18 protein-coding genes and 1 other RNA gene are annotated in these 20,333 nt (G+C 41.7%); 10 read left to right on the top strand and 9 right to left on the bottom strand.

All coding sequences use genetic code 11. The features are described from left to right. Positions 1 to 20: 20 nt before the first annotated feature. On the bottom strand, positions 21 to 356 hold the full coding sequence (locus ECA1_RS11340) for an antibiotic biosynthesis monooxygenase family protein (protein ID WP_005229087.1): 336 nt from the start codon (positions 354 to 356) through the stop codon (positions 21 to 23). Between the two features lie 710 nt (positions 357 to 1,066). On the opposite strand from ECA1_RS11340, the gene ECA1_RS11335 reads away from it, so the two are divergent. From ECA1_RS11335 to ECA1_RS11320, 4 genes are all read left to right on the top strand, one after another. Continuing rightward, positions 1,067 to 2,728, top strand: a complete 1,662-nt coding sequence (locus ECA1_RS11335; RefSeq protein ID WP_016608695.1) for a peptide ABC transporter substrate-binding protein — start codon at positions 1,067 to 1,069, stop codon at positions 2,726 to 2,728. A gap of 188 nt (positions 2,729 to 2,916) precedes the next feature. Beyond that, the gene (locus ECA1_RS11330) at positions 2,917 to 3,990 is read left to right on the top strand and encodes a dipeptide epimerase (RefSeq protein WP_060792528.1); all 1,074 of its coding nucleotides are present in this window, start codon (positions 2,917 to 2,919) and stop codon (positions 3,988 to 3,990) included. Positions 3,991 to 4,011: 21 nt separating this feature from the next. After that, positions 4,012 to 4,923 (top strand): C40 family peptidase, encoded by a 912-nt coding sequence (locus ECA1_RS11325; protein ID WP_060792527.1) that lies wholly within the window; start codon positions 4,012 to 4,014, stop codon positions 4,921 to 4,923. 36 nt (positions 4,924 to 4,959) lie between these two features. Further along, positions 4,960 to 5,724 (top strand): serine hydrolase, encoded by a 765-nt coding sequence (locus tag ECA1_RS11320; RefSeq protein WP_060792526.1) that lies wholly within the window; start codon positions 4,960 to 4,962, stop codon positions 5,722 to 5,724. A 53-nt stretch (positions 5,725 to 5,777) separates the two neighbouring features. Here the strand turns inward: ECA1_RS11320 and ECA1_RS11315 are convergent, their stop codons facing one another. Next, on the bottom strand, positions 5,778 to 6,479 hold the full coding sequence (locus ECA1_RS11315) for a GntR family transcriptional regulator (RefSeq protein ID WP_010749712.1): 702 nt from the start codon (positions 6,477 to 6,479) through the stop codon (positions 5,778 to 5,780). A 171-nt stretch (positions 6,480 to 6,650) separates the two neighbouring features. Between ECA1_RS11315 and ECA1_RS11310 the strand changes: the two genes are divergently transcribed. Next, positions 6,651 to 7,955 carry a PTS sugar transporter subunit IIC gene (locus ECA1_RS11310; protein WP_060792525.1) on the top strand — a complete coding sequence of 435 codons (1,305 nt, stop codon included), beginning with the start codon at positions 6,651 to 6,653 and terminating at the stop codon, positions 7,953 to 7,955. Between the two features lie 15 nt (positions 7,956 to 7,970). Beyond that, positions 7,971 to 9,386 (top strand): glycoside hydrolase family 1 protein, encoded by a 1,416-nt coding sequence (locus ECA1_RS11305; protein WP_060792524.1) that lies wholly within the window; start codon positions 7,971 to 7,973, stop codon positions 9,384 to 9,386. A gap of 53 nt (positions 9,387 to 9,439) precedes the next feature. Here ECA1_RS11305 and ECA1_RS11300 read toward each other — a convergent pair whose 3' ends face one another. Further along, the gene (locus tag ECA1_RS11300; protein WP_060792523.1) at positions 9,440 to 10,540 is read right to left on the bottom strand and encodes a mandelate racemase/muconate lactonizing enzyme family protein; all 1,101 of its coding nucleotides are present in this window, start codon (positions 10,538 to 10,540) and stop codon (positions 9,440 to 9,442) included. A 509-nt stretch (positions 10,541 to 11,049) separates the two neighbouring features. After that, positions 11,050 to 11,418, bottom strand: coding sequence for an ACT domain-containing protein (locus ECA1_RS11295; RefSeq protein ID WP_060792522.1), 369 nt, complete (start codon positions 11,416 to 11,418; stop codon positions 11,050 to 11,052). A gap of 496 nt (positions 11,419 to 11,914) precedes the next feature. On the opposite strand from ECA1_RS11295, the gene ECA1_RS11290 reads away from it, so the two are divergent. Next, entirely contained in the window at positions 11,915 to 12,160 is a 246-nt protein-coding gene (locus tag ECA1_RS11290) for a hypothetical protein (RefSeq protein WP_010749707.1), read from the top strand. A 575-nt stretch (positions 12,161 to 12,735) separates the two neighbouring features. Here the strand turns inward: ECA1_RS11290 and ssrA are convergent. Together ssrA and ECA1_RS11275 are read right to left on the bottom strand one after the other, a co-directional pair. Further along, positions 12,736 to 13,099: a transfer-messenger RNA gene (gene ssrA / locus ECA1_RS11280) on the bottom strand. 62 nt (positions 13,100 to 13,161) lie between these two features. Further along, complete coding sequence (locus tag ECA1_RS11275; protein WP_005231883.1) at positions 13,162 to 13,932, bottom strand: Cof-type HAD-IIB family hydrolase; 771 nt, start codon at positions 13,930 to 13,932, stop codon at positions 13,162 to 13,164. Between the two features lie 145 nt (positions 13,933 to 14,077). Between ECA1_RS11275 and ECA1_RS11270 the strand changes: the two genes are divergently transcribed. From ECA1_RS11270 to ECA1_RS11260, 3 genes are read left to right on the top strand one after another with little or no spacing between them, the layout of a single operon-like run. Continuing rightward, entirely contained in the window at positions 14,078 to 14,428 is a 351-nt protein-coding gene (locus ECA1_RS11270) for an SdpI family protein (RefSeq protein ID WP_015510109.1), read from the top strand. After that, complete coding sequence (locus ECA1_RS11265) at positions 14,409 to 15,122, top strand: winged helix-turn-helix domain-containing protein (RefSeq protein WP_010749704.1); 714 nt, start codon at positions 14,409 to 14,411, stop codon at positions 15,120 to 15,122. Before ECA1_RS11270 ends, ECA1_RS11265 begins: the two co-directional genes overlap by 20 nt. Beyond that, positions 15,122 to 16,582: an ATP-binding protein gene (locus ECA1_RS11260; protein WP_005229120.1), complete on the top strand. Its 1,461-nt coding sequence runs from the start codon at positions 15,122 to 15,124 to the stop codon at positions 16,580 to 16,582. The genes ECA1_RS11265 and ECA1_RS11260 overlap by 1 nt, the downstream gene beginning before the upstream one ends. A gap of 117 nt (positions 16,583 to 16,699) precedes the next feature. Here ECA1_RS11260 and ECA1_RS11255 read toward each other — a convergent pair whose 3' ends face one another. From ECA1_RS11255 to ECA1_RS11245, 3 genes are all read right to left on the bottom strand, one after another. Then, a complete protein-coding gene (locus tag ECA1_RS11255; protein WP_060792521.1) occupies positions 16,700 to 17,173 on the bottom strand; it encodes a hypothetical protein in 474 nt (157 codons plus the stop codon). Continuing rightward, the gene (locus ECA1_RS11250; protein WP_060792520.1) at positions 17,152 to 17,889 is read right to left on the bottom strand and encodes an FtsX-like permease family protein; all 738 of its coding nucleotides are present in this window, start codon (positions 17,887 to 17,889) and stop codon (positions 17,152 to 17,154) included. The genes ECA1_RS11255 and ECA1_RS11250 overlap by 22 nt, the downstream gene beginning before the upstream one ends. A 181-nt stretch (positions 17,890 to 18,070) precedes the next feature. After that, positions 18,071 to 20,155, bottom strand: a complete 2,085-nt coding sequence (locus tag ECA1_RS11245) for an LTA synthase family protein (RefSeq protein ID WP_016613914.1) — start codon at positions 20,153 to 20,155, stop codon at positions 18,071 to 18,073. Positions 20,156 to 20,333: the final 178 nt, after the last annotated feature.

Raw genomic sequence — 20,333 nt, 5'->3', positions numbered from 1 at the left:
TGGTGGATCGCTTGTATCGTTTAACTAGGAGTAGGCTCTTCATCGATCAAGACAAATTCTTGACCTGTTTTGGACAAAACAAGGCTCGGTTTTGCAGTTCCTTCCTTTTCTGCTCGATACGCCTCTCGGTGCTTTTGCAGATGTTCGGGGCGTTTTAACCAAGCTTGAAATGCTTTTTTCTCAGTCCATTTTGACACCAACTGGAAAACGAGGCGGTCTTTTGATTCTGAAAACCAAGCTTCAGCAGAGTGACAGCCAGCAAATGTTTTCATTGAGGCGGTATCTTTTTTCATTTTAGCAAGAAAGATGTCTTTGCCTTCTGGAATGACTTCAAATGCGACGGTACGGATATACATGAAATTCCTCCTTTGACTGTGAGTGATTTCATTTAGTATAGCGCTAATTGAGAATCATTGTCAATTAGCGTAAGGAATTTGTACATTTTTATCGATTTTCATTTTTTGATTAAATCATTCAAAAGCCTTGAACAAATGAAAAAAGTACGTATAATTAATATACGTACTGAAGAGTCCGAAGAGTATTGGAGAAAATGGATACTTGGGGAAGTCTTTCTTTTCTCACGTGCAATACTCTTCGTTTGTTTAGTGTACCACTCCCATTTTAAAATAGATACGTTTTTTTTACTTTCTGAGGAGATTTCTTTTATTCCTTGAGTTGAAAGGCAAAAAAGTGGGAAGGCTCTGAGAAAGCGCTATGAAGACGAAATTTATGTCTTCTTTTTTTGTGTGAAAGGGAAGGAAAATTAAGAAAGTTTTTTTATCCATTTTACCTGCGAAATGATGTATAAGAAAGTATCAAAAGTTCTGATTACTAGAAGATCAGGACTTTTTTGTATGCTTTCTTGGCACGACTCCTTTCAACGATATTCAGTATAAAGTCGCTCTTTTCTACTTTTTACATTCAGAAGAGCGCTTCTGACACAACTATGTAACCTCTTACATTTTTTGGTCGTGTTAAATTGACAGGCTGCATAAACATGCGGTAAACTCGGTACAACAAACAGAATTTTTTGAATTATCTGAATGTTAGAAGGGGATGAGTAAAAATGGGGAAACGTAGCAAATATGCAGTATCGCTTGTGTTACTAGGCAGCTTATTTTTAGCAGCTTGTCAAAATGGCAATGAAGATAACGAGACGGATTCATCAGCCGCTTCTTCTGCAGAGCAAGTGATCAATGTGCAATTTTCGGCAGAGATGGGCAGTGCAGATATTTCTTTAGCAACCGACTCTTACAGCTTTATCACGTTAAACAACGCCTATGAAGGTCTTTATCGCTTAGATGAAAACAATGTTCCTGTGATCGCTGGTGCAAGCGAAGACGCTGAAGTTAGTGAAGATGGGCTTTCTTACACCATTTCACTGCGGGAAGAGGCAAAATGGTCCAATGGCGATCCAGTTACTGCAGCTGATTATGTTTTTAGCTGGCAACGCACCGTTGATCCAGCCACTGCTTCCAATTACGCTTATATGCTGGCACCCGTTAAAAACGCTGCCGCTATTTCAGATGGTACGCTAGATAAAAGCGAGTTAGGGATCGAAGCAGTCAATGATCATGAATTAAAAATCACGTTAGAAAAACCGACGCCTTACTTTTTATCTTTACTGGCTTTTCCAACTTTCTTCCCACAAAACGAGCGTGTCGTGGAAGAGTTCGGTGACCAATATGCCTTAACCAGTGAAAACGCGGCGTACAATGGACCATTCCTATTGACCAATTATGCTGGACCAGGCACCGACATCCAATGGACATTGGCGAAAAATCCCGATTATTGGGATGCCGATTCGGTCAAACTTGAAACAATTAACTTTGATGTCGTGAAAGACTCATCGACCGCTTATAACTTGTACGAAAGCGGACAAGCCGATGACATTATTTTAAGCGGTGAATTGGCGATGCAGAATGTGAATCATCCTGATTACATTGTTCAGCCTAGTGCAACCACTCAGTATTTAGAAATGAATCAAGCACCAGAAGATTCGCCTTTTCGAAATGCAAATCTGCGCCAAGCCATTTCGTATAGTATGAATCGACAACAAATCGTTGACAATATTTTAGGCAACGGCTCCTTACCGGCGGTCGGTTTTGTTCCTTCTGACCTAGCGTTTAATCCAGAGACAAAGGCTGATTTTGTCGAGGATGCGGCAACCACGTTAGCCTTTGACGAAGAAAAAGCCCAAGAATATTGGGAAAAGGCAAAAGCTGAACTGGGGATCGATACATTGTCTTTTGAACTGTTGACATCAGATACCGATCAATCGAAAAAAATGGCAGAATACATTCAAGGCACCTTGCAGCAAACACTGGATGGGCTGACTGTCGAAGTCACAAACGTTCCATTTTCTGTGCGCTTGGATCGTTCAAATAGCGGCGATTTTGAGATGGTCATGAACAACTGGATCGGGGATTATGCAGATCCAATCAACTTTTTGGAATTGTTCAAAAAAGACAGTTCCTATAATCGTGGAAAATGGCTAAATGATGACTACAATCAATTGATCGAACAAGCCTCCAATGAAAATGCTAACGATCCAGAAGCCCGTTGGGAAAATATGGTAGCAGCAGAAAAAATCTTAAACGACGACTTAGGCGTTATTCCACTCTTCCAAAGTGCTGAAGCACATCTACGGTCGCCAAAAATCAAAGGCCTCATCGTTCATAGTGTTGGCGCGGCCTATGATTATAAAAATGTCTTTGTCGAAGAATAAGGAGAAAAAAGCTCCTTTTGTCTATTCATTGTCTGACTTCGCCAAAGAGGGCAGCAGACGAGAAAAACGTTACTAGAATGTTTAGCAACTTGATAACAAGGAATAAAGCAGTTCTTTTTCTAGCAGCGAACAATGACGTATTCATTTTAGCTAGATAAGAACTGCTTTTCTTTTTGGGAGGAACACCAATGAAAATCACAGCAGTTGAAACCAAACGAATTCCGATCCAGCTGAATGCACCCTTTAAAACGGCGCTCAGAGAAGTGCACGCCGTCGAAGTGATTCGAGTGCTGCTTTTTTTTGATAATGGGATCGTTGGCATCGGAGAAGCAGCACCTACCGAAGTGATCACCGGTGATACAAAAGAAAGTATTTTAAAAGATATCGAAACGGTCTTTGCCCCGTTCCTGTTAGGCAGAAAGGTAGATGCCCAATTGCTAGTAATGGATGAGCTTCATGCGTTGATCCAGCATCATACGAGCCCTAAAGCGGCGATTGATATCGCGTTGCATGATGCACTGGCAAAAGCGGCCAACTTGCCTCTTTACCGCTATTTAGGTGGTTCTGCCAATACACTGACAACCGACTATACGATCAGTGTTGGCTCACAGGAGCAGATGCTGCATGATGCCCAAGCGAAAGTCCAGGCGGGATTTCGCTCCTTGAAAATCAAACTAGGGGCAGGAACGATCGAAGAGGAAGTTGCCAAAATTCGCCGCATCAATGAACGCTTGGCAGGAAAGATTCCCTTTCGAATTGATGCGAATCAAGGCTGGACCAAAGAAGAAGCGGTGCAGATTTTAGACCAATGGCAAGACATTCCGATCGAGTTTGTTGAACAGCCAGTAAAAGCCCATGATTTTGCTGGACTCAGCTATGTGACTGCTCGTACGACGATTCCAATCATGGCTGATGAAAGTCTTTTTTCCTATGAGGATGCCAAACGTTTGATTGCTGAAAACTGCTGCAATTATTTGAACATTAAATTGATGAAAAGCGGCGGGATCAAAGAGGGACAAAAAATTTATCACTTGGCAAAAGAGCATCAAATGCCAGTGATGGTCGGTTCGATGATTGAAGGGTATGGGGGAATGGCGGCAGCCGCCCATTTTGCCTTGGGGATGGCCGACGTCCAATTTTATGATCTGGACGTTCCTTTTATGTGGGAGACCCAAACGACTTCCCCTGAAATGCAAGGGATTCTTCAGCGTCCAGGAAGCTTGAGGGTCACCGAACGCATCGGTCTAGGAATCAACGAATAAATAGTTATGAGAGGAGCAAAGATGAAACAAATTGTTCAGGCTGGCTCTTCCTTCTTATGGAAGGAACCCAAAGAAAACAAAGTACTAGCAAAAATCAAAGCATTTCCTTTAGAAGCGCTGCACACTTTTTTGACTGATGAAGATACGATGCGGCTTTATCAGGAAAGCTTAGTGGACTCCGAAGTATTATATGGGACGATAGTAGAAGTCATCACCCAAACGGATGGTTGGTCCCATGTGATCGTCTTGGATCAAAAAAGCAATAAACACCCACTCGGGTATCCCGGTTATCTGCCGAACGAGGTATTGAAGCCATTGCCACCAGATTATGCACCAGCTAAAAGAAGGATTGGGGTGATTGCAAAAGAAGCCGTGCTTGTTTTTGACTCGACCACACGACTTGTTTCTTTTGGAACAGTTTTACCACTTGTTGGGGAAACCGCAGATTCCTATCAAGTGGCTACGCCTAATGGATCAGCAACGATCGCTAAAGCTTTTGCTCACGTCCTATCGGACACATGGGCAAAGCTCCCAGAAAAAATAATAGCATTGGCAGAACAATTTATAAACCAGCCCTATGTCTGGGCAGGCATTAGCGGCAGTGGCTTTGATTGTTCTGGATTCATGTATTCGCTGCATCGACTTCATGGTATTTTAATCCCCCGAGATACGATCGAGCAAGCACAACAAGCAAACATCGTACCTTACAGTCAGGCACAACCAGGGGATCTGCTGTTGTTTGCTTATGAAGAAGGAAAAGGCGAAGTCCATCATGTCGGTCTATATTTGGGGGATGACGAAATGATTCATTCAAGAACACCTGGGTCACGGGTCATGAAAACCAAAATCACTGGCTCTAATTATGAACCAGAACTCGCAGTTGTGGCGCGTTATTGGCAAAACCAGCCGAATGCATCACAGGAATGCTCATGAACATTCTTTTCATGATCGTAAGGAAAGGGGCATTTGATGGGAAAAGATGACTTGCGTGTAGCAATTAAGCCTATTCTAGAAAACTATCAGACAACCTTGGAAATGGGTTTATGGATCGGTACGCCAACGGAATGTCTCATTGACTATCAGAGTCAAAAGTCGTTTTCGGCAGCGAGTATCAGTAAGCTTGTTTTGTATGCCTATTATCTTGAACAGATTATCGAAGAAAAAATCGATCCGCAACAGCTGATCGGTGTGAACGCCGTTGATCTGACAGGGGGTGCTGGGGTGATCCGTCTTTTTCCTCAGAAGAAAGGTTGGACCATCAGTGAACTTCTCACGGCGATGATCGCCGTATCTGATAATACTGCGACCAATGTACTATTGGACTTAGTAGGGTTGCCCACGCTTCAGGCCTGGATTCAGGAGCCAGAGATTCAATTTGAACGGTATATGATGCGACCGATCAAAGACAAAGAGAACCGCTTGACCCCCTCGGCGGCTGCTAAACTACTACTAAGGTGTGTTAAACGAGAAGAAGCTGCACTAGGGTTTTCACCCTTAAATCAGCAGCAATTTCAAGAAGGATTAGCGGGAAATTTTGCGGAAACTGCGCAGCCCGCTTGCCGCATTTTTAATAAGACAGGCCGTCTTGACCGCATCGAACACGATGTAGCGTATTTACAAGCCAATGAAACGACGATCATCATTGCGGCATTTTCCTATGATAAAACCGGTAGTGGTCAAGGGATCAGTTGGCTAAGAGAAATTGGTCAAACAGTCTATCAGCAATATTTTTAAGTAAAATGCGCTGCGTATCGCTCCTCACTTAGAGGCACTTGATCCGCAGCGTATTAATTATTTACAACAATAAAATCCCCCATATCATAGCGGTGCCTTGATTGGGAAAATTCAAAAGGCGTCCCATCGCCGAGGTAAACCGTTTGCTCAACTTCTAAAATGGGATCGGTGGCGGCACAAGCTAAGTATTGCTGGTCATAGGTGTCTGCACGATCCGCTTTGATACGACGGACAGATGTTCCAATCGAAGAGTGGAGTTGGTTCGTGATGTAGCTATAGACGGAAGAGGATAAGACTTCTTCGGTAATGCCAGGAATGACATGAAGCGGCATGATGGTATACTCTAAAACAACGGGTACATCGTCAAATAGACGCAGACGAACGATATCATAAATTTGCTGGTCACTGCGAATTTTTAGTTTTTCTTGTTCTTTCTCATCGGGAAAAAGAATGGCAAAAGAAATGATCTTGCTGGTGATTTTTCCTGTCTCTCCAAGGCGCTTCGTCAGCCCGCGATTGATCTTGGCGTTGTAATCGAAGGTTGAATAGGAATCACTGATAAACGTACCCGTGCCTTTTTTACCGTAAATAATGCCTTCCATTTGTAAAATATTCAATGCTTTTTGAATCGTCACGCGGCTCGTTTGATAATCCGCAGCCAGTTCGGATTGCTTCGGCAATTTTTTCTCTTCTTCGTAAAACCCGTGATTGATTTTGCTCCGTAAATCGGCAGCGATGTCATGGTAGTTCGCCATTTGCTTCACCTCAAAATAATAATAAGTGATAAAACGAAGTATGTAAACTTGGAGCTTTACATACCCTGTTTTGAAGGATTTTCCTGCGTTTACATTCTTCAGGAAATGAATTACATTTGTAATATAATCGTTTTCTAACAATTGAAGAATAGGGGTATAGGAGGGAGTTTTATGCAAGGATTTATGGATCGACTCGCTGACGTTTTAGGAAAGTTTGCCAATAGGATCAATAATTTACGCTACATCATGGTCATTAAAAATGCCTTTGCTGCTTTGATTCCAGTAATCATTACAGGGGCGTTTGGTACATTGTTTTCAGCAATGGTTTTTGATGCTGAAAATGGATTGGCACAAATCGAGGCACTGCGCTTTTTAGAAAGTTTAAAACCGATCTCATCTGCGGTCAGTTATGTGACGTTGAGTTTCTTAACGATCTATGCAGTGTTTCTGATTGGGATTGAGCTAGCAAAATTAAATAAGATTTCTGGGGTCTTTCCAGGAATCATCGCAGTAATGTCTTATCTTTCTGTTAATCCAATGATCTTTGAATTTTTGCACGAAGATGCGACGGTGGTTGCCGAAAACGTGCTGGCTAAGCAATATACTGACACGAAAGGCCTATTTTTAGGCATGTTCGTTGCGATCGTTTCCATCGAGCTTTATGCGTGGTTAGGAAGACAAAAACGGCTGCAGATCACGATGCCTGATAGTGTTCCTGGGAATGTTTCGGCAAGTTTTTCGGCATTGTTTCCAACGATTTTCACCGTGACCATCATCGCCACCGCTGGTTTTGCTATCAAAGCACTCACAGGGATGTATGCTTACGATATCATCTACAATGTCGTCCAACGACCACTGGAAGGGATCGTCCAAGGATTGCCAGGTATCTTGTTGTTGATGTTTATCGCACAAGTTTTTTGGGTCATCGGGATTCATGGGAACCAGATGGTCAAACCCATTCGCGAACCATTGTTGCTGGCAGCGATCGCTGTCAATACGGAAGCTTTTGAAGCTGGAAAAGAAGTACCCAATATTATTACGATGCCGTTTTGGGATATGTATATGAGTATGGGCGGCTCTGGGGTTACGATTGGGTTGCTGATTGCGATTTTGATCGTCGGCAAGCGGGAGGACATGCGCCAAATCACTAAATTGTCATTAGCACCTGGGATTTTCAATATCAATGAGCCAGTGATCTTCGGAATGCCAATTATGCTGAATCCCATTTTGGCGATTCCCTTTATCCTGACACCGTTAGTAACAGGAACGATTGGGTACGTGGCGACAAGTCTAGGCTTTGCCGCTAAAGCCGTGGTAATGGTCCCATGGCCGATGCCACCGATCGTCAATGCTTATCTAGCTACTGCTGGGGATATCGGGGCTGTGATCACGCAAGTTATCTGTATTGTCGTGGCAATTTTGATCTATCTATCTTTTGTTTTGGTAATGAATCGTACGACCAATGAAGTTGCATAAAGGAGTTTTAAAAAAATGGTAAAAATACCTGAAACATTTATTTTAGGGGCTGCTTCGTCTGCTTGGCAGACAGAAGGCTGGCAAGGAAAGAAAGAAGGGCAAGATTCGTATCTCGACCGCTGGTACAAAGAAGAACGCTTTGTCTGGCATAATGGCTACGGGCCGTCTGTTGCGACGAATTTTATGGAAAAGTTTTCAGAGGATGTTCAACTGATGCAGGAGGTTCATTTGACCCATTACCGAACATCGATCAACTGGGCGCGCTTCTTTACCGACCATGAACAGCTGATCGTTGATGAAGATTATGCTGCTCATATCGATCAGCTTATCGACCAATTGCTTGCTGCTGGGGTCGAACCGATGCTTTGTTTGGAACATTATGAACTGCCAGCTAGTTTGATGGATGCCTATGATGGCTGGAGCTCGCGGAAAGTGGTCGATCTATATACCCGTTATGCCGAAATCGCCTTCGAGCGTTACGGTGATCGAGTCAAACAGTGGTTTACCTTCAATGAGCCGATCGTTATTCAGACTCGTTGCTATCTCGATGCGATCCGCTGGCCCCATGAGCAAAACACAAAAAAATGGATGCTTTGGAACTATCACAAAGTATTGGCGTCCGCCCAAGCGGTGGCTGTCTATCATGAAAAGGGCTACGAGGGGCGCATCGGTTGTGTGCTAAATCCAGAAATGGTTTACGCACGCTCTTCCTCACCAGAGGATCAAAACGCGCAAAAAATGTACGATCTTTTTTTCAACCGAATCTTTTTTGATCCAATGGTTAAGGGGCATTATCCAGATGAACTTATCACGCTTTGCCAAACCTATGACATCTACTTTGATCCGACAGAAGAAGATTTGGAAACGATCCGCACCCATACGGTGGATTTCTTAGGTGTCAATCAGTACTATCCGAAACGCGTGCGGGCACCACGATATCAATGGCATTCGGATACACCATTTCATCCAGAAATGTTTTATGAGACCTTTGATTTGCCAGGAAAACAAATGAATAACTCCCGTGGCTGGGAAATCTATCCGAAGGTCATGTACGATATGGCTAATTATCTTAAAGAAAATTATGGCAATATTCCATGGCTGATCACTGAAAATGGTATGGGGCGGGAAAATGAAGAACAGTATATGGATGCCACAGGTCAAGTCCAAGATGATTATCGGATTCAGTTTATTACCGAACATCTTTACTGGCTGCTAAAAGCCGTCGAGGAAGGCGCCAACTGCGAAGGCTATATGCTTTGGGCATTTACCGATTGTGTTTCACCTATGAATGCGTTCAAAAATCGCTATGGTCTCGTACGAATCGAGCTAAATGAAGAACGGACTCGGTCATTAAAAAAATCAGCCGCTTGGTATCGTTCCCTGATTGATGAACGGTGGCTTCCATTTGAAGAAAAACCATTGATTCTGTAATAAAAACCCACGATGATTTCCTCATCCTAAAGGAAATCAGCGTGGGTTTTCAGTTAAAAGGGTTGTTTATGAGGAGCAAGTTTCTCCCAGTCAAAGGTGACGCCAATCCCTGATTCTTCTGGGGCAATCGCACAGCCATCGGATGGATCGATCACTAACGGTCTCGTGGTGTATTGATCGATTGGGAAACTGTGCATTTCGAGATACCCAGCATTAGGCATCGCTGCTAGTAGACTAACGTGCAATTCTTGCATGCCATGTGTAGAAACAGATAAGTTACTTGTTTGTGTTAAGGCAGCAATTTTCAACCAGCCGGTAATCCCACCGCAATTGGAAGCGTCGGGTTGCGGAAAATCGACATTGCCATATTTGATCATATGAGCAAATTCGATAGGGGTGCGCAAGTTTTCTCCGCCTGCCACCGCAATTTGCCCTTCTTTAGCGATACGAGCGTAGCCTTCGTAATCTTCGGGGATCGTTGGTTCTTCAAGGAACAAAATGTCATAAGGCGCCATCAGTTTGGCGGCTTTGATCGCTTTTTCAACAGACCAGCTCATGTTGGCATCCACCATAAAGACAACATCGGGACCAATCAATTCTCTGACCGCTTTTATTCGAGCAATATCTTCGGCAAGTGTTTTTTGTCCCAATTTGATTTTGACCGCTTTTAATCCCATGTCTAAATATTTTTGATTATTGGCTAAGAGTTTTTCAAGAGGAAAGTTTAGATCAATCGCACCACCATAGCATTTTACTTTGTTGCTTGCGCCGCCTAAAAGTTTGTAGAGGGGTTCTTGTGCTTTTTTCGCACGTAAGTCCCACAAGGCGATATCACAAGCCGCAATGGCAAAACTTGCTAAACCGCCTCTGGCAACATAGTGGATTCCCCAGTTCATCTGATCCCACAAGGCTTCCACACATGCTGGATCTTTCGCTAAAAGGATCGCTTTTAGTTCTTTATCGATCAGTTTGGCGATCGATTCGCCACCGAAGCCACCAGTATACGTATAGCCGACCCCTTCACGTCCATCATCAGTAACGATCTTGACGATAGGCACTTCAAAGTGGGTGTGTAAGCCATGCTTCGCATCTTCCATGATTTCTGGAAGAGGTATCCGATAATACGCTGTTTGTACATCTGTAATTTTTGCCATTAAAAATCCTCCTCAAATTAATGTTCACGTGTGCATTTTAATGTTAACGTTTGCATAACCATGGTAGCATGGGAAGGCGAGATTGACAAGGCTGAATTTCCTCAAATTCAAAACTTTAAAAGAAGGAGGATCACTAACGAAGGGATCGCATCTCTTCAACTGATGCTTCACGGAACCATTTAGAATATAAACAGATATAGGGAATATTAGCTAGAAATGAAGTGAAACCCCTATAAATTGTCACAAAATAGCATTTTGTTTATTTTTAAAGCATAGTTATTGAATAAAAATCAGTTTTGTATTATGATTATCTTAACAACGAGCAATGAAGAGTACTGGGGCAAATGAAAGCTTGGGGAAGTCTTTTATTTGGGATACCTAGTACTCTTATCTTTGTTAAACGACAAGTGAAATACAAAAGAACGACTGAACTTCTTTGGTTCAGTCGTTCTTTTGTATTTCAAAAAGCGAGCGAGAGTAACTTGTCGTAAGGAAGAAAAAGTTTTTTCTCAATTGACAAAGGAATAATCATTGGCGGTTAAAACAGTACGAGCTTGTTTTACCTGATGCTCCTTGATTAAAATATAATCAGTATTGAAGGTAGAAACAGCAAAAATACTGATTGACTCCTCGGCTAGAAGGGAAGAGATTTTTGCAATAATGCCAATTAAGCTAAAATCCAGCACACCAATTATTTTCATCGCTTTCCATCCATCTTCTCTGTTTAGTGTTTCAGCTGGAACGTTTGCCGTTGGTAACACCAAAGAAAGTTCTTCTGACGTATGGGCAAAAAATAGAGGAACGATCTTCAGTATCGAAGGATCAATACGCTCTACTTGGATGACAGAAAAAGAGGGTGCCAATAAGGTTAGTTTCATCTAATCACGTCCTTCGTTTGATGCAATCATCATATCAAAGGATAAGAAAAGAAAGAAGGGAAGGCGATTATCATTTGATCACGTATGATTCTAAGCATTGTGTCGTTTCTGCGAGACGTAACAGAAGGGTAGATTCTATACAGAAGAAAATAAGCGGTTAAAACTGATGGGTATACCTCTGTTTCTGGAGAAGAAGAAATATCAATTGGATCCGCAATCTATGCTGAATCAGATTTGAAATCAATCGAGTTAATAGAAGATAAATAGCACTCAATCATAAATCAATGGTTGAGTACTATTATTGTACATAAAATTATGGTGGACAGAGGAATGGAATATAAATCACTAATTGTTTGATTGGAAGAAAAATTGATACTGAGGATCATAAAGAGAAGAAGGAACATGCTAAATTTTACGAAGACCTTACAAGATTCAAGGAGAAGGTAAAGAACGCTCTGTAATATTTTGATAAACTTTAGTCAAGGAGGTGTGATAAATGGATAAATTTTTCAACTTTATTGAAAAAGGACTTTCCGAAGAAATTAATTTTTTTATGTTTTCCATAGATTTGGAACATTATTTAGTCGATCACTACGAGGAAATGTATACCGAAAACAAAGAAGCTACATTGTACCTGAATGATTTACTTCCTGATGAGGCTGAGAAAATGGAACCTGGAATGAATCCAGATAGTTTTTGTGAACGAGTAAAGGAAATTGTAGAGAAATCGAAAACACTTTAATTAGCACTTTTTTTGCTGAGGCAGAGTCAGATCAAGCCAGCAACGAACTATCATAGATTGTTGATGATCAAGCAGATTATGAAACTTACATCAAGCTTTGATGATAAGAAACATCTTCAAAAAATTTCATGCGATGAGGCAGGGAAAATAACTATTGTAGAAGCAAAGAAAGCCGTTGCGGACGCAAAACAGGAGTGAAAAAAAGTGTATCTAAAGATACTAAGGAGTAAAAAGCCTTAAATCAAACATAGAGTAAAAAAATCAGCCCAAGAAAAACTCGCAAAAAAGAGATTCGTATACAATTTGGTGAAAAGGTACGCCATTGAAGAGCATTGATTGCTTAAAAAAAGCATCTGACTTCACTTGAACAATTAATGTAGGATAAGAAATACAATCTAAGAAAAGCGAGGAATAGCACATCGGTTTAAAGCTGATAATTAACCACCATTTGACTACCAAACAAGAAAACTACGAAAAACATTGTGGAACTGAAAATACAAAAAAGTGTTCAAAACCTCTTTAAATCAAGGCTTTGAACACTTAGGAAAAACTACGAAAATCTAATCGATTTTTCTTTATGGAGATGGCGGGAGTCGAACCCGCGTCCAAACATATTGCTACCTAAAAATCTACGCTCATAGTCAACTCATTTGAAGGTTCGCTTTACAGCTTGCCGAGTGACAGGCAGTCTGTATCGCTAGTCTGATGCTCTCTTTTTTATCTTACAGACGGAAAGATAAAACGTATCCCACTTAGAATAGGACCCTTACTCGAGCACATGGGCGATGCCGAGAGGATCTACGCTAACTGTTTTTAGGCAGCTAAAGCGTAAGAGTTTTCGTTTTTAGCAGTTATATTTAACTGTAACGTTTTAACGTAGACGTAACCTACGAAGCGCAATTCAGGCTCAACTATGCCTGTCGAATCCGTAACATCCCCTTGATAAAAGGGGTATCGCTACCATTCATTAGTATACCATAGTTTTGCCTGTATGCAAAGAATCAGATTAAGTCAAAGTGTTTCAGGGCGTGCACGATCCCGCCTTCGGTATTTTTCAGGGTCACGAAGTCTGCCAACTCTTTCAACTCTTGAATTCCATTTCCCATTGCAATTTTGTGGTCGCAGGCTTCTAAAAGAGCGAAGTCGTTGCTGCCGTCACCAAAGCCGAAGGTAGGTACATCTTCTAGACCCAACAATTCTACCAAGGTTTTTACGCCCGTCCCTTTAGAGGTGCCAGATTTTACGACATCGATGGAAAAGGGGGTATTACGATAAAAAGTTAATTCTGGAAAACGCTCATGATAATAAGCATCGTTGCCGACACCTAAAACCAACAACATATTGGTCCGATCTGTTTCATAATGCAGAGGATCGATTTCTGGTAAAGGGCTGCGGACATAGTTGTACGCACCAATCATTTCCTCGGTATGTCCAGTCGCCCAATAGCCTTTCTCATTGTAATAGCACAGTTCATCACCATTGTCTTTGACTGCTTGGAACATCCGTGCGCAAAGTTCAGGTTCAAGGGTATCGGAAAAAACTTCTTTGCCGTCAATACGGATAAAGGCGCCGTTCATGACGATGTTCGAGGTGATCCCAGCTGCTTCACGAATGGCGGTAACTTCAGGTTCGGTTCTTCCTGTTGCAATGATCGGCAGTACTTGGTTTTTTCGCAACATCGCCATCGCTTCAGCGATTTCGGATGTGATTTGCGAGTGTTCATCTAAAAGCGTACCGTCAAGATCAAAAAAAGTTAATGCTTTATAGGTCATGTATCTTACTCCTAAGGTTTATAGTCATAGTCCACTCACAATCTTATCAAAGATTGAAAAAAAGGCAAACCTTTATGAATAATCGGTGAAGTTGTTGGTAGAAGAAAGAAATTCGAGTATACTATAGGAAGAATGGAGTGAAACGATGATTTTTTTAGTAATTGGCATCATTTTTTTCTTGATTGGTCTCACTTTTTTTCTTTTTCCATCAAAAAAAATGAACCTTATTTATGGCTACCGTTCCTATTTAGCAAAACAAAATGAACGCAACTGGCGGCATGCTCAGAAACTATGCGCCCGTTATTTTCTGCTTTTTGGCGGAATCATGGCGGTCATTGGGTTTGTCTTGAAATGGCAAGAATGGACCAATTTTTTCCTAGTTGAAATGATCGCGATCCCTTGGTTCATCGTGCCGATCTTTGGCCTGATCGAAGAGAATCTGCAACGATTTGATAAAGAACATAGAGGTGAAGAAAATGAATATATTAATGATTGAAGACAACGAATCTGTTTCTGAAATGATGCAAATGTTTTTCTTGAATGAAGGATGGGAAGCGGCTTTTAAGTACGACGGCAAAGAAGGACTGGAAGCCTTTGCTGCTGAACCAGACAAATGGGACATGATCACCCTTGACTTGAACCTTCCTTCCATGGATGGCATGATGGTGGCGCGCGAAATTCGCAAAATCTCCAGTACAGTACCTATTATTATGTTGACGGCCCGTGATTCAGAAAGCGATCAAGTCATCGGGTTGGAGATGGGGGCAGATGACTATGTGACGAAACCTTTTAGTCCACTGACCTTGATCGCGCGGATCAAAGCCTTACACCGCCGCAGTGAGTTGGTTGAAAAAACAACGCCTGAAGCTTCCGATGCAACTTTTGATGTTGTGACCGATCATTTCAAAATGAACACAAAAACACGGGAAGCCTATTTAAATGGCAAACCCATCGATGGGTTGACGCCGAAGGAATTTGATTTGCTTTATACGTTAGCGAAAAAACCGCGGCAAGTCTTTTCACGAGAGCAATTGTTAGAACTAGTTTGGGATTACCAATATTTTGGTGACGAACGGACGGTTGATGCGCATATCAAAAAACTAAGACAAAAAATAGAAAAAGTGGGACCTCAGATCATTCAAACCGTCTGGGGTGTGGGGTATAAATTTGACGATGCAGGTGCTGCTTAATGCGCTACTTGTATCAACAGCTGATTGCGTTTTTTGTTGTGATCTTCGTGATTTTGATGACGATTGGTATTGCGTTTACACAAATGACGCGCCAAACATTACAAGAACGAAATTATGAGCAGTTAATGGGGTATGCTTCGTCGGTCGCGACGATTTCGCAAATCAGCGATTCAGAATATTTGCAGCAAAATATGACGCGAGATGGCTATCTGCAATATTCTCTGCATTTGGCTGAAAATATTTTGAGCAACCAAGACATTTCTTTTGCTTTCTTTAAAAGCCCCGATGACATTATTTATCCATTAGATACGACTCGTGCGGTGGATTTTCCAATTTCTGAAAAAGACTGGCAATCCTTAGAAAACGGGGCGCGTCTGCAATTGACATCACCCACGAATCTATATGGGGAAAAAGAACTGACTTCCTATGTTTTGATTCCTTTTTCTGTCAATCGAACGGATTTTTACGGGGTGATGGTGGTTTCACAATCGGCAAGCAGCATCTTGAATCTTGTCAGTGCTTTTAACCAAAACTTGTTTAAAGTATGTTTGATCTCGATCGTCGTTTCCTTATTGATCAGTTACCTATTTGCTACGTTCCAAGTAAGGCGGATCAATCGCATGAAACGAGCAACCAAGGAGATCACCAATGGCAATTTTGATATCTTCTTGCCAGTGCATAATCGGGATGAATTTGATGAGTTAGCCGAAGATTTTAATTTAATGACGAAATCCTTAAAAGAGTCGCAAGAGGAAATTGAACGACAAGAAGAACGTCGTCGGCAATTTATGGCAGACGCTTCTCATGAGATGCGCACGCCTTTGACGACCATCAATGGCTTATTGGAAGGGTTAGAGTACAACGCGATTCCTGAAAATCAAAAGGACAATGCGATCCGCTTGATGAAAAATGAAACCAATCGCTTGATTCGGTTAGTCAACGAAAACCTTGACTACGAGAAAATCCGAACCAATCAAATCTCGATGGTCATCAAAAAATTCGATGCAACGCAAACCATCAAAAATCTGCTGACGCAACTTGAGAGCAAGGCAGAAATCGCCAAAGATGTGTTGATTTTAGAAACAACAGAGCCAATTGACGTCTATGCCGACTACGATCGTTTCGTCCAAATCATGGTCAATATTTTACAAAATGCGATCCAGTTTACGGAAGATGGAGAAATTCGGGTTCGAATCGAAAAAGGCTACTTGGAAACGATCATTGAGATCAGTGATACGGGAATCGGCATGTCTGAAGAACAAGTCAAGAATATTTGGGATCGTTACTACAAAGTCGATCCTTCCCGTAAAAACCGTCAATTTGGTGAATCAGGTTTGGGCCTATCGATTGTTGAACAGCTCGTACGCCTGCACAAAGGAAAGATCAGTGTAGAAAGTGAACTTGGCAAGGGCACGACGTTTAAAATCTCTTTTCCTGATATCGACTTAAATGAAGAATAGCAATCGACCGGCAGCAATTCGCTTAGCCGGTCGATTTTTTTTGCGGTTCAGTGGCAGCAGCCCAAACAAAAAGACCTGCTTTTGCAAGCAAGCCTTCTTGTTTGGGGGCTATGTAAACTATAGATAAGTAGTATAAGGGGTATGGGCAAAGCATTCGTCTTCATGAATCAAATAGATGGCAACAGCAAATTGTTCGGCGATTTCTTGACACAAGGGCAACAGGGTTTGAACCTCTTTCGTTGTTAATGTGCTCAAGACATTTTCGATTAAAAGGGTTTGTCTTTCTGAAAGCAAAGCTAAGAGCAGTTGAATTTTGAGCTCCTCAAAGGGTGTTAACTCTGTTCGATCTTTTTTCAAAGCCGATAAGGGAAGCTGTACATAAGGCAGCACATCCTCTAAATCGCCCCCCTTTTTATTTGCAAGAGATACATTGTCCATGACCGATAAAAAGGGGACGGAGGGCCACTGTGCGCGAATCAAGATTGCTTTTTTTTGTGAAAGCAGCAAACTTAATTCAGATGTTTTTGTTTCATTGTCTTTCGCAACATAAAAGAAACCAATTGATTTCGTTAGCTGAGTTGGTTTTTCCATTGTTTTTTCCTCCAATACAGACTATGTCCGCTAGCAATCAGACCAGTAAAGCTGGTAACCGCGGCAAGCAATACGATAAGTGTGTGGCGCGTACTTTCAAATAAAATAGCCAGCCAAGTGGTGCTGTTCAAGTCAACATTTTGGACCATAATTTGACTGTTTTGCGGGATCGTAATGGCGAATTCTTGACCGGGAAGACTTTGAACAGCCTCCCAAAAGTGATCCGAAGCACGCTCACGATCAAGAGCGATGATATGCCCGCTAAGCAATTCTCGCTGGAAATAAGGCTGGAAGAGCAGCAATAACACAAAGGCGATCACGGCAGCTGCTAAAAGCGGCAAGAGCATTTCAAGCAACTGCATCGCCACCCATTGTCTGGTGGTGGCACCGCTTGCTAACCAGGCAGTGTATTCTGAGCGTTTCGATAATTGGTAATAAACTTGAAAGCCGATAAAGACCAGTGTAAAGGCACTAAAAATCAAATAGAACAGTTGATGATAGATCGTCGTGACTGGTTGGATCTCTTCCGCTACTTTCGTTTGCAAATCTTCTGTTGTTAAGAGATCTCTGGTTTGAGCGATTACTTGATCCATTGAGTAGATCAAAGCGAAGGTCACGATCAAGCCAATCACGGCAAAGAAGGATACAAGCGTATAAAGGACCATGGCTTTTTTATGATAAAATATGCTGGCAATCGCAAAATGTATAGTTTTCATCTAGTTCACCTCATCCTATTTCATAGTATAAAAGGGGAGTTTGAATAAAGTATGAAGTTCTTGTAGTAAAATATCGAAGCTAAAAAAGCAATAAAAAAAATCGGGTTTTTACGAACAAAACAGCCGAAAAAAATCCAGCAAAGCATCCGCCTTGCTGGATCGATCTTGTAGTACTTATAGGTTATTCTCCGCTATCTTGTTCCGTCATCTGCTGGTATTCTTGGAAGGTTTTTGTTTGATACAGATCGACGGTCGATTGATTGCCATTTTGAGAAAAGGCACTAGTTGAATCACTGCCTAGATTCTTTTCAATGTCCATCATTTGCTGAAGGGCGTCTTTGTAGTTATAGGTCGAAGGATCAACTTCTTCTAGACCGCTTTTCGCGTAGAATCGTAAAAGGTCACCATTATTGATCTGATCAGAAACCGAAAGCTGCTTGTCGACTTTGGCTTTCCATTCATCGACTTTGGCTTGCAATTCATCGGATGGATCGTTGATCGGCATGCCGGTACGATTGTCATACAATGTACTGCTGTAGTAGGTGTAGTCTGGTGTCACAAAGTCGCCATCGCGGAAAGCAACCAGTTGTTCGTTTTGATCAGAGAATAAATCTTGTCCTAATTGGATATAGTTTGATGTATCCACACCCAGTAAGTGCAATAGGGTTGGCAAGGCATCGACTTGGCCACCATACGTATGATTGATGCCGCCGTTTGATTGTCCTGGAATATGAATCATATAAGGCACACGTTGTAACGAGGCATTGTCAAAGTTTGTCCATGTAGAACTTGTTTTTCCAAGCAATTCTGCTAAGTTACGGTTACGAGAATTGGAAATTCCGTAATGGTCACCATATAAAACGATGACTGAATTTTCGTATAAGCCACTTTCTTTCAAGTAATTGAAGAACTCTTCCACGGCTTTATCCAAATAATTCGCGGTTGCGAAATAGCCATTGATCGTTTGATCAGAAGTGTTCGCTAGCGGGAAGCCGCCTTCTTCATTGGTAAATTCAGAATATGGGTAGTGGTTAGAAACCGCAATGAATTTTGAATAGAACGGTTGTTGCAGACGTTCTAAGTATTGTACGGATTGTTCAAAGAATGGTTTGTCATGTAGGCCGTATTGGAATGAATTTTCATCATTGACATCATAATAAGATGCGTCGAAGAAATAATCATAGCCAAACCGTTTGTAGGTTTCATTTCGGTTCCAGAAGGTACCGGTATTTCCGTGGAAAACCGCACTGGTATAGCCTTGCGTTTGACCTAAAATATCTGGAGCTGCCTCAAAGGTATTTTTCCCACCCAGTTGAGTGAATAACGCTCCTTGATTCAATCCAAACAGGGAATTTTCGAATAATGTTTCGGCATCACTGGTCTTCCCAGCTTTTACTTGGTGGAAGAAATTATCAAAACTAAAGGTACTATCGCTATGGTATAAACTATTGATAAACGGCATGACTTCATGTTCCACGCCATCTTCATCTTTCAATTTATAATCGATCAAGAATTGCTGAACACTTTCTAAGTGAATATAAATGACATTCTTGCCTTTTGCGATACCGAACAGATCATCATTTGGTTCTGCGTAATGTTCTTTAACATAGCTCTCTACTTCGTTCATGTCGTTGGGACTCGCTTCGGCACGTACTTGCGAAGCTTGATAAGTTTGTACCCCATCATAAACCGTAAAGGCGTTGATCCCAAGGTATTTCACTAAATAGTCACGAGAAAACGTTCGAGTAAGCAGTTCAGGACGATCCGCTTCTGCTAAGAAAAGATTGGCAGAAAAGACCATGACAGCTAAGGTTGAGATCGCAAAAGCCATCCGTGCCCGCACAGGACGAGTGTCCATTTTGATTTTTTTCATTGAAAAGGCTGCAATCAGCACGATAAAGTCAATGAAGTACAACACATCGTAGGGACGGAACAAGCGAATTGCGCTTTCTCCTAGACCACTTGCTACTTTTCCTACACCGAGCATCGTGTTGATGGTGATAAAGTCAGTGAATTCTCGATAGTACGAAACATTAGAGAACAACAGCAGAGTCATCAAGAAATAGATCACAAGCATCGTGATATAAGCTGCTTTGGTTCTTCTTACGTACAATGCGATCGACAGCAACAACAAAGTCGTTGCGATCGGATTGATGAATAAGATGAAGTACTGAATGCTGCTTTCAATACCTAGGTGGAAGTCCACCATATAGGCAAAGATATTTTTTAGCCAAAATAATAGGGCTAATAGGAAAAAAAAGCCCATTCTTGTATTCACAAAGGTGGATACTTTATTTTTTTTCAAAGGAATCGTCCTCTCTTTTTCCAGTATAACCGGTAAATTACGATTTTACATCACAGTACATTTTACTAGGCTGTGAAAGACGTGTCAAATGAATTCCTTGTCATGACGCGGAATTAAGTATTTCTTTACTTTCAAGGAT

The organism is Enterococcus casseliflavus NBRC 100478, assembly GCF_001544095.1.
Classification (GTDB): domain Bacteria; phylum Bacillota; class Bacilli; order Lactobacillales; family Enterococcaceae; genus Enterococcus_D; species Enterococcus_D casseliflavus.
Note: the sequence above shows the minus strand (reverse complement) of the source record. Positions and strands in the feature narration are given on the sequence as shown.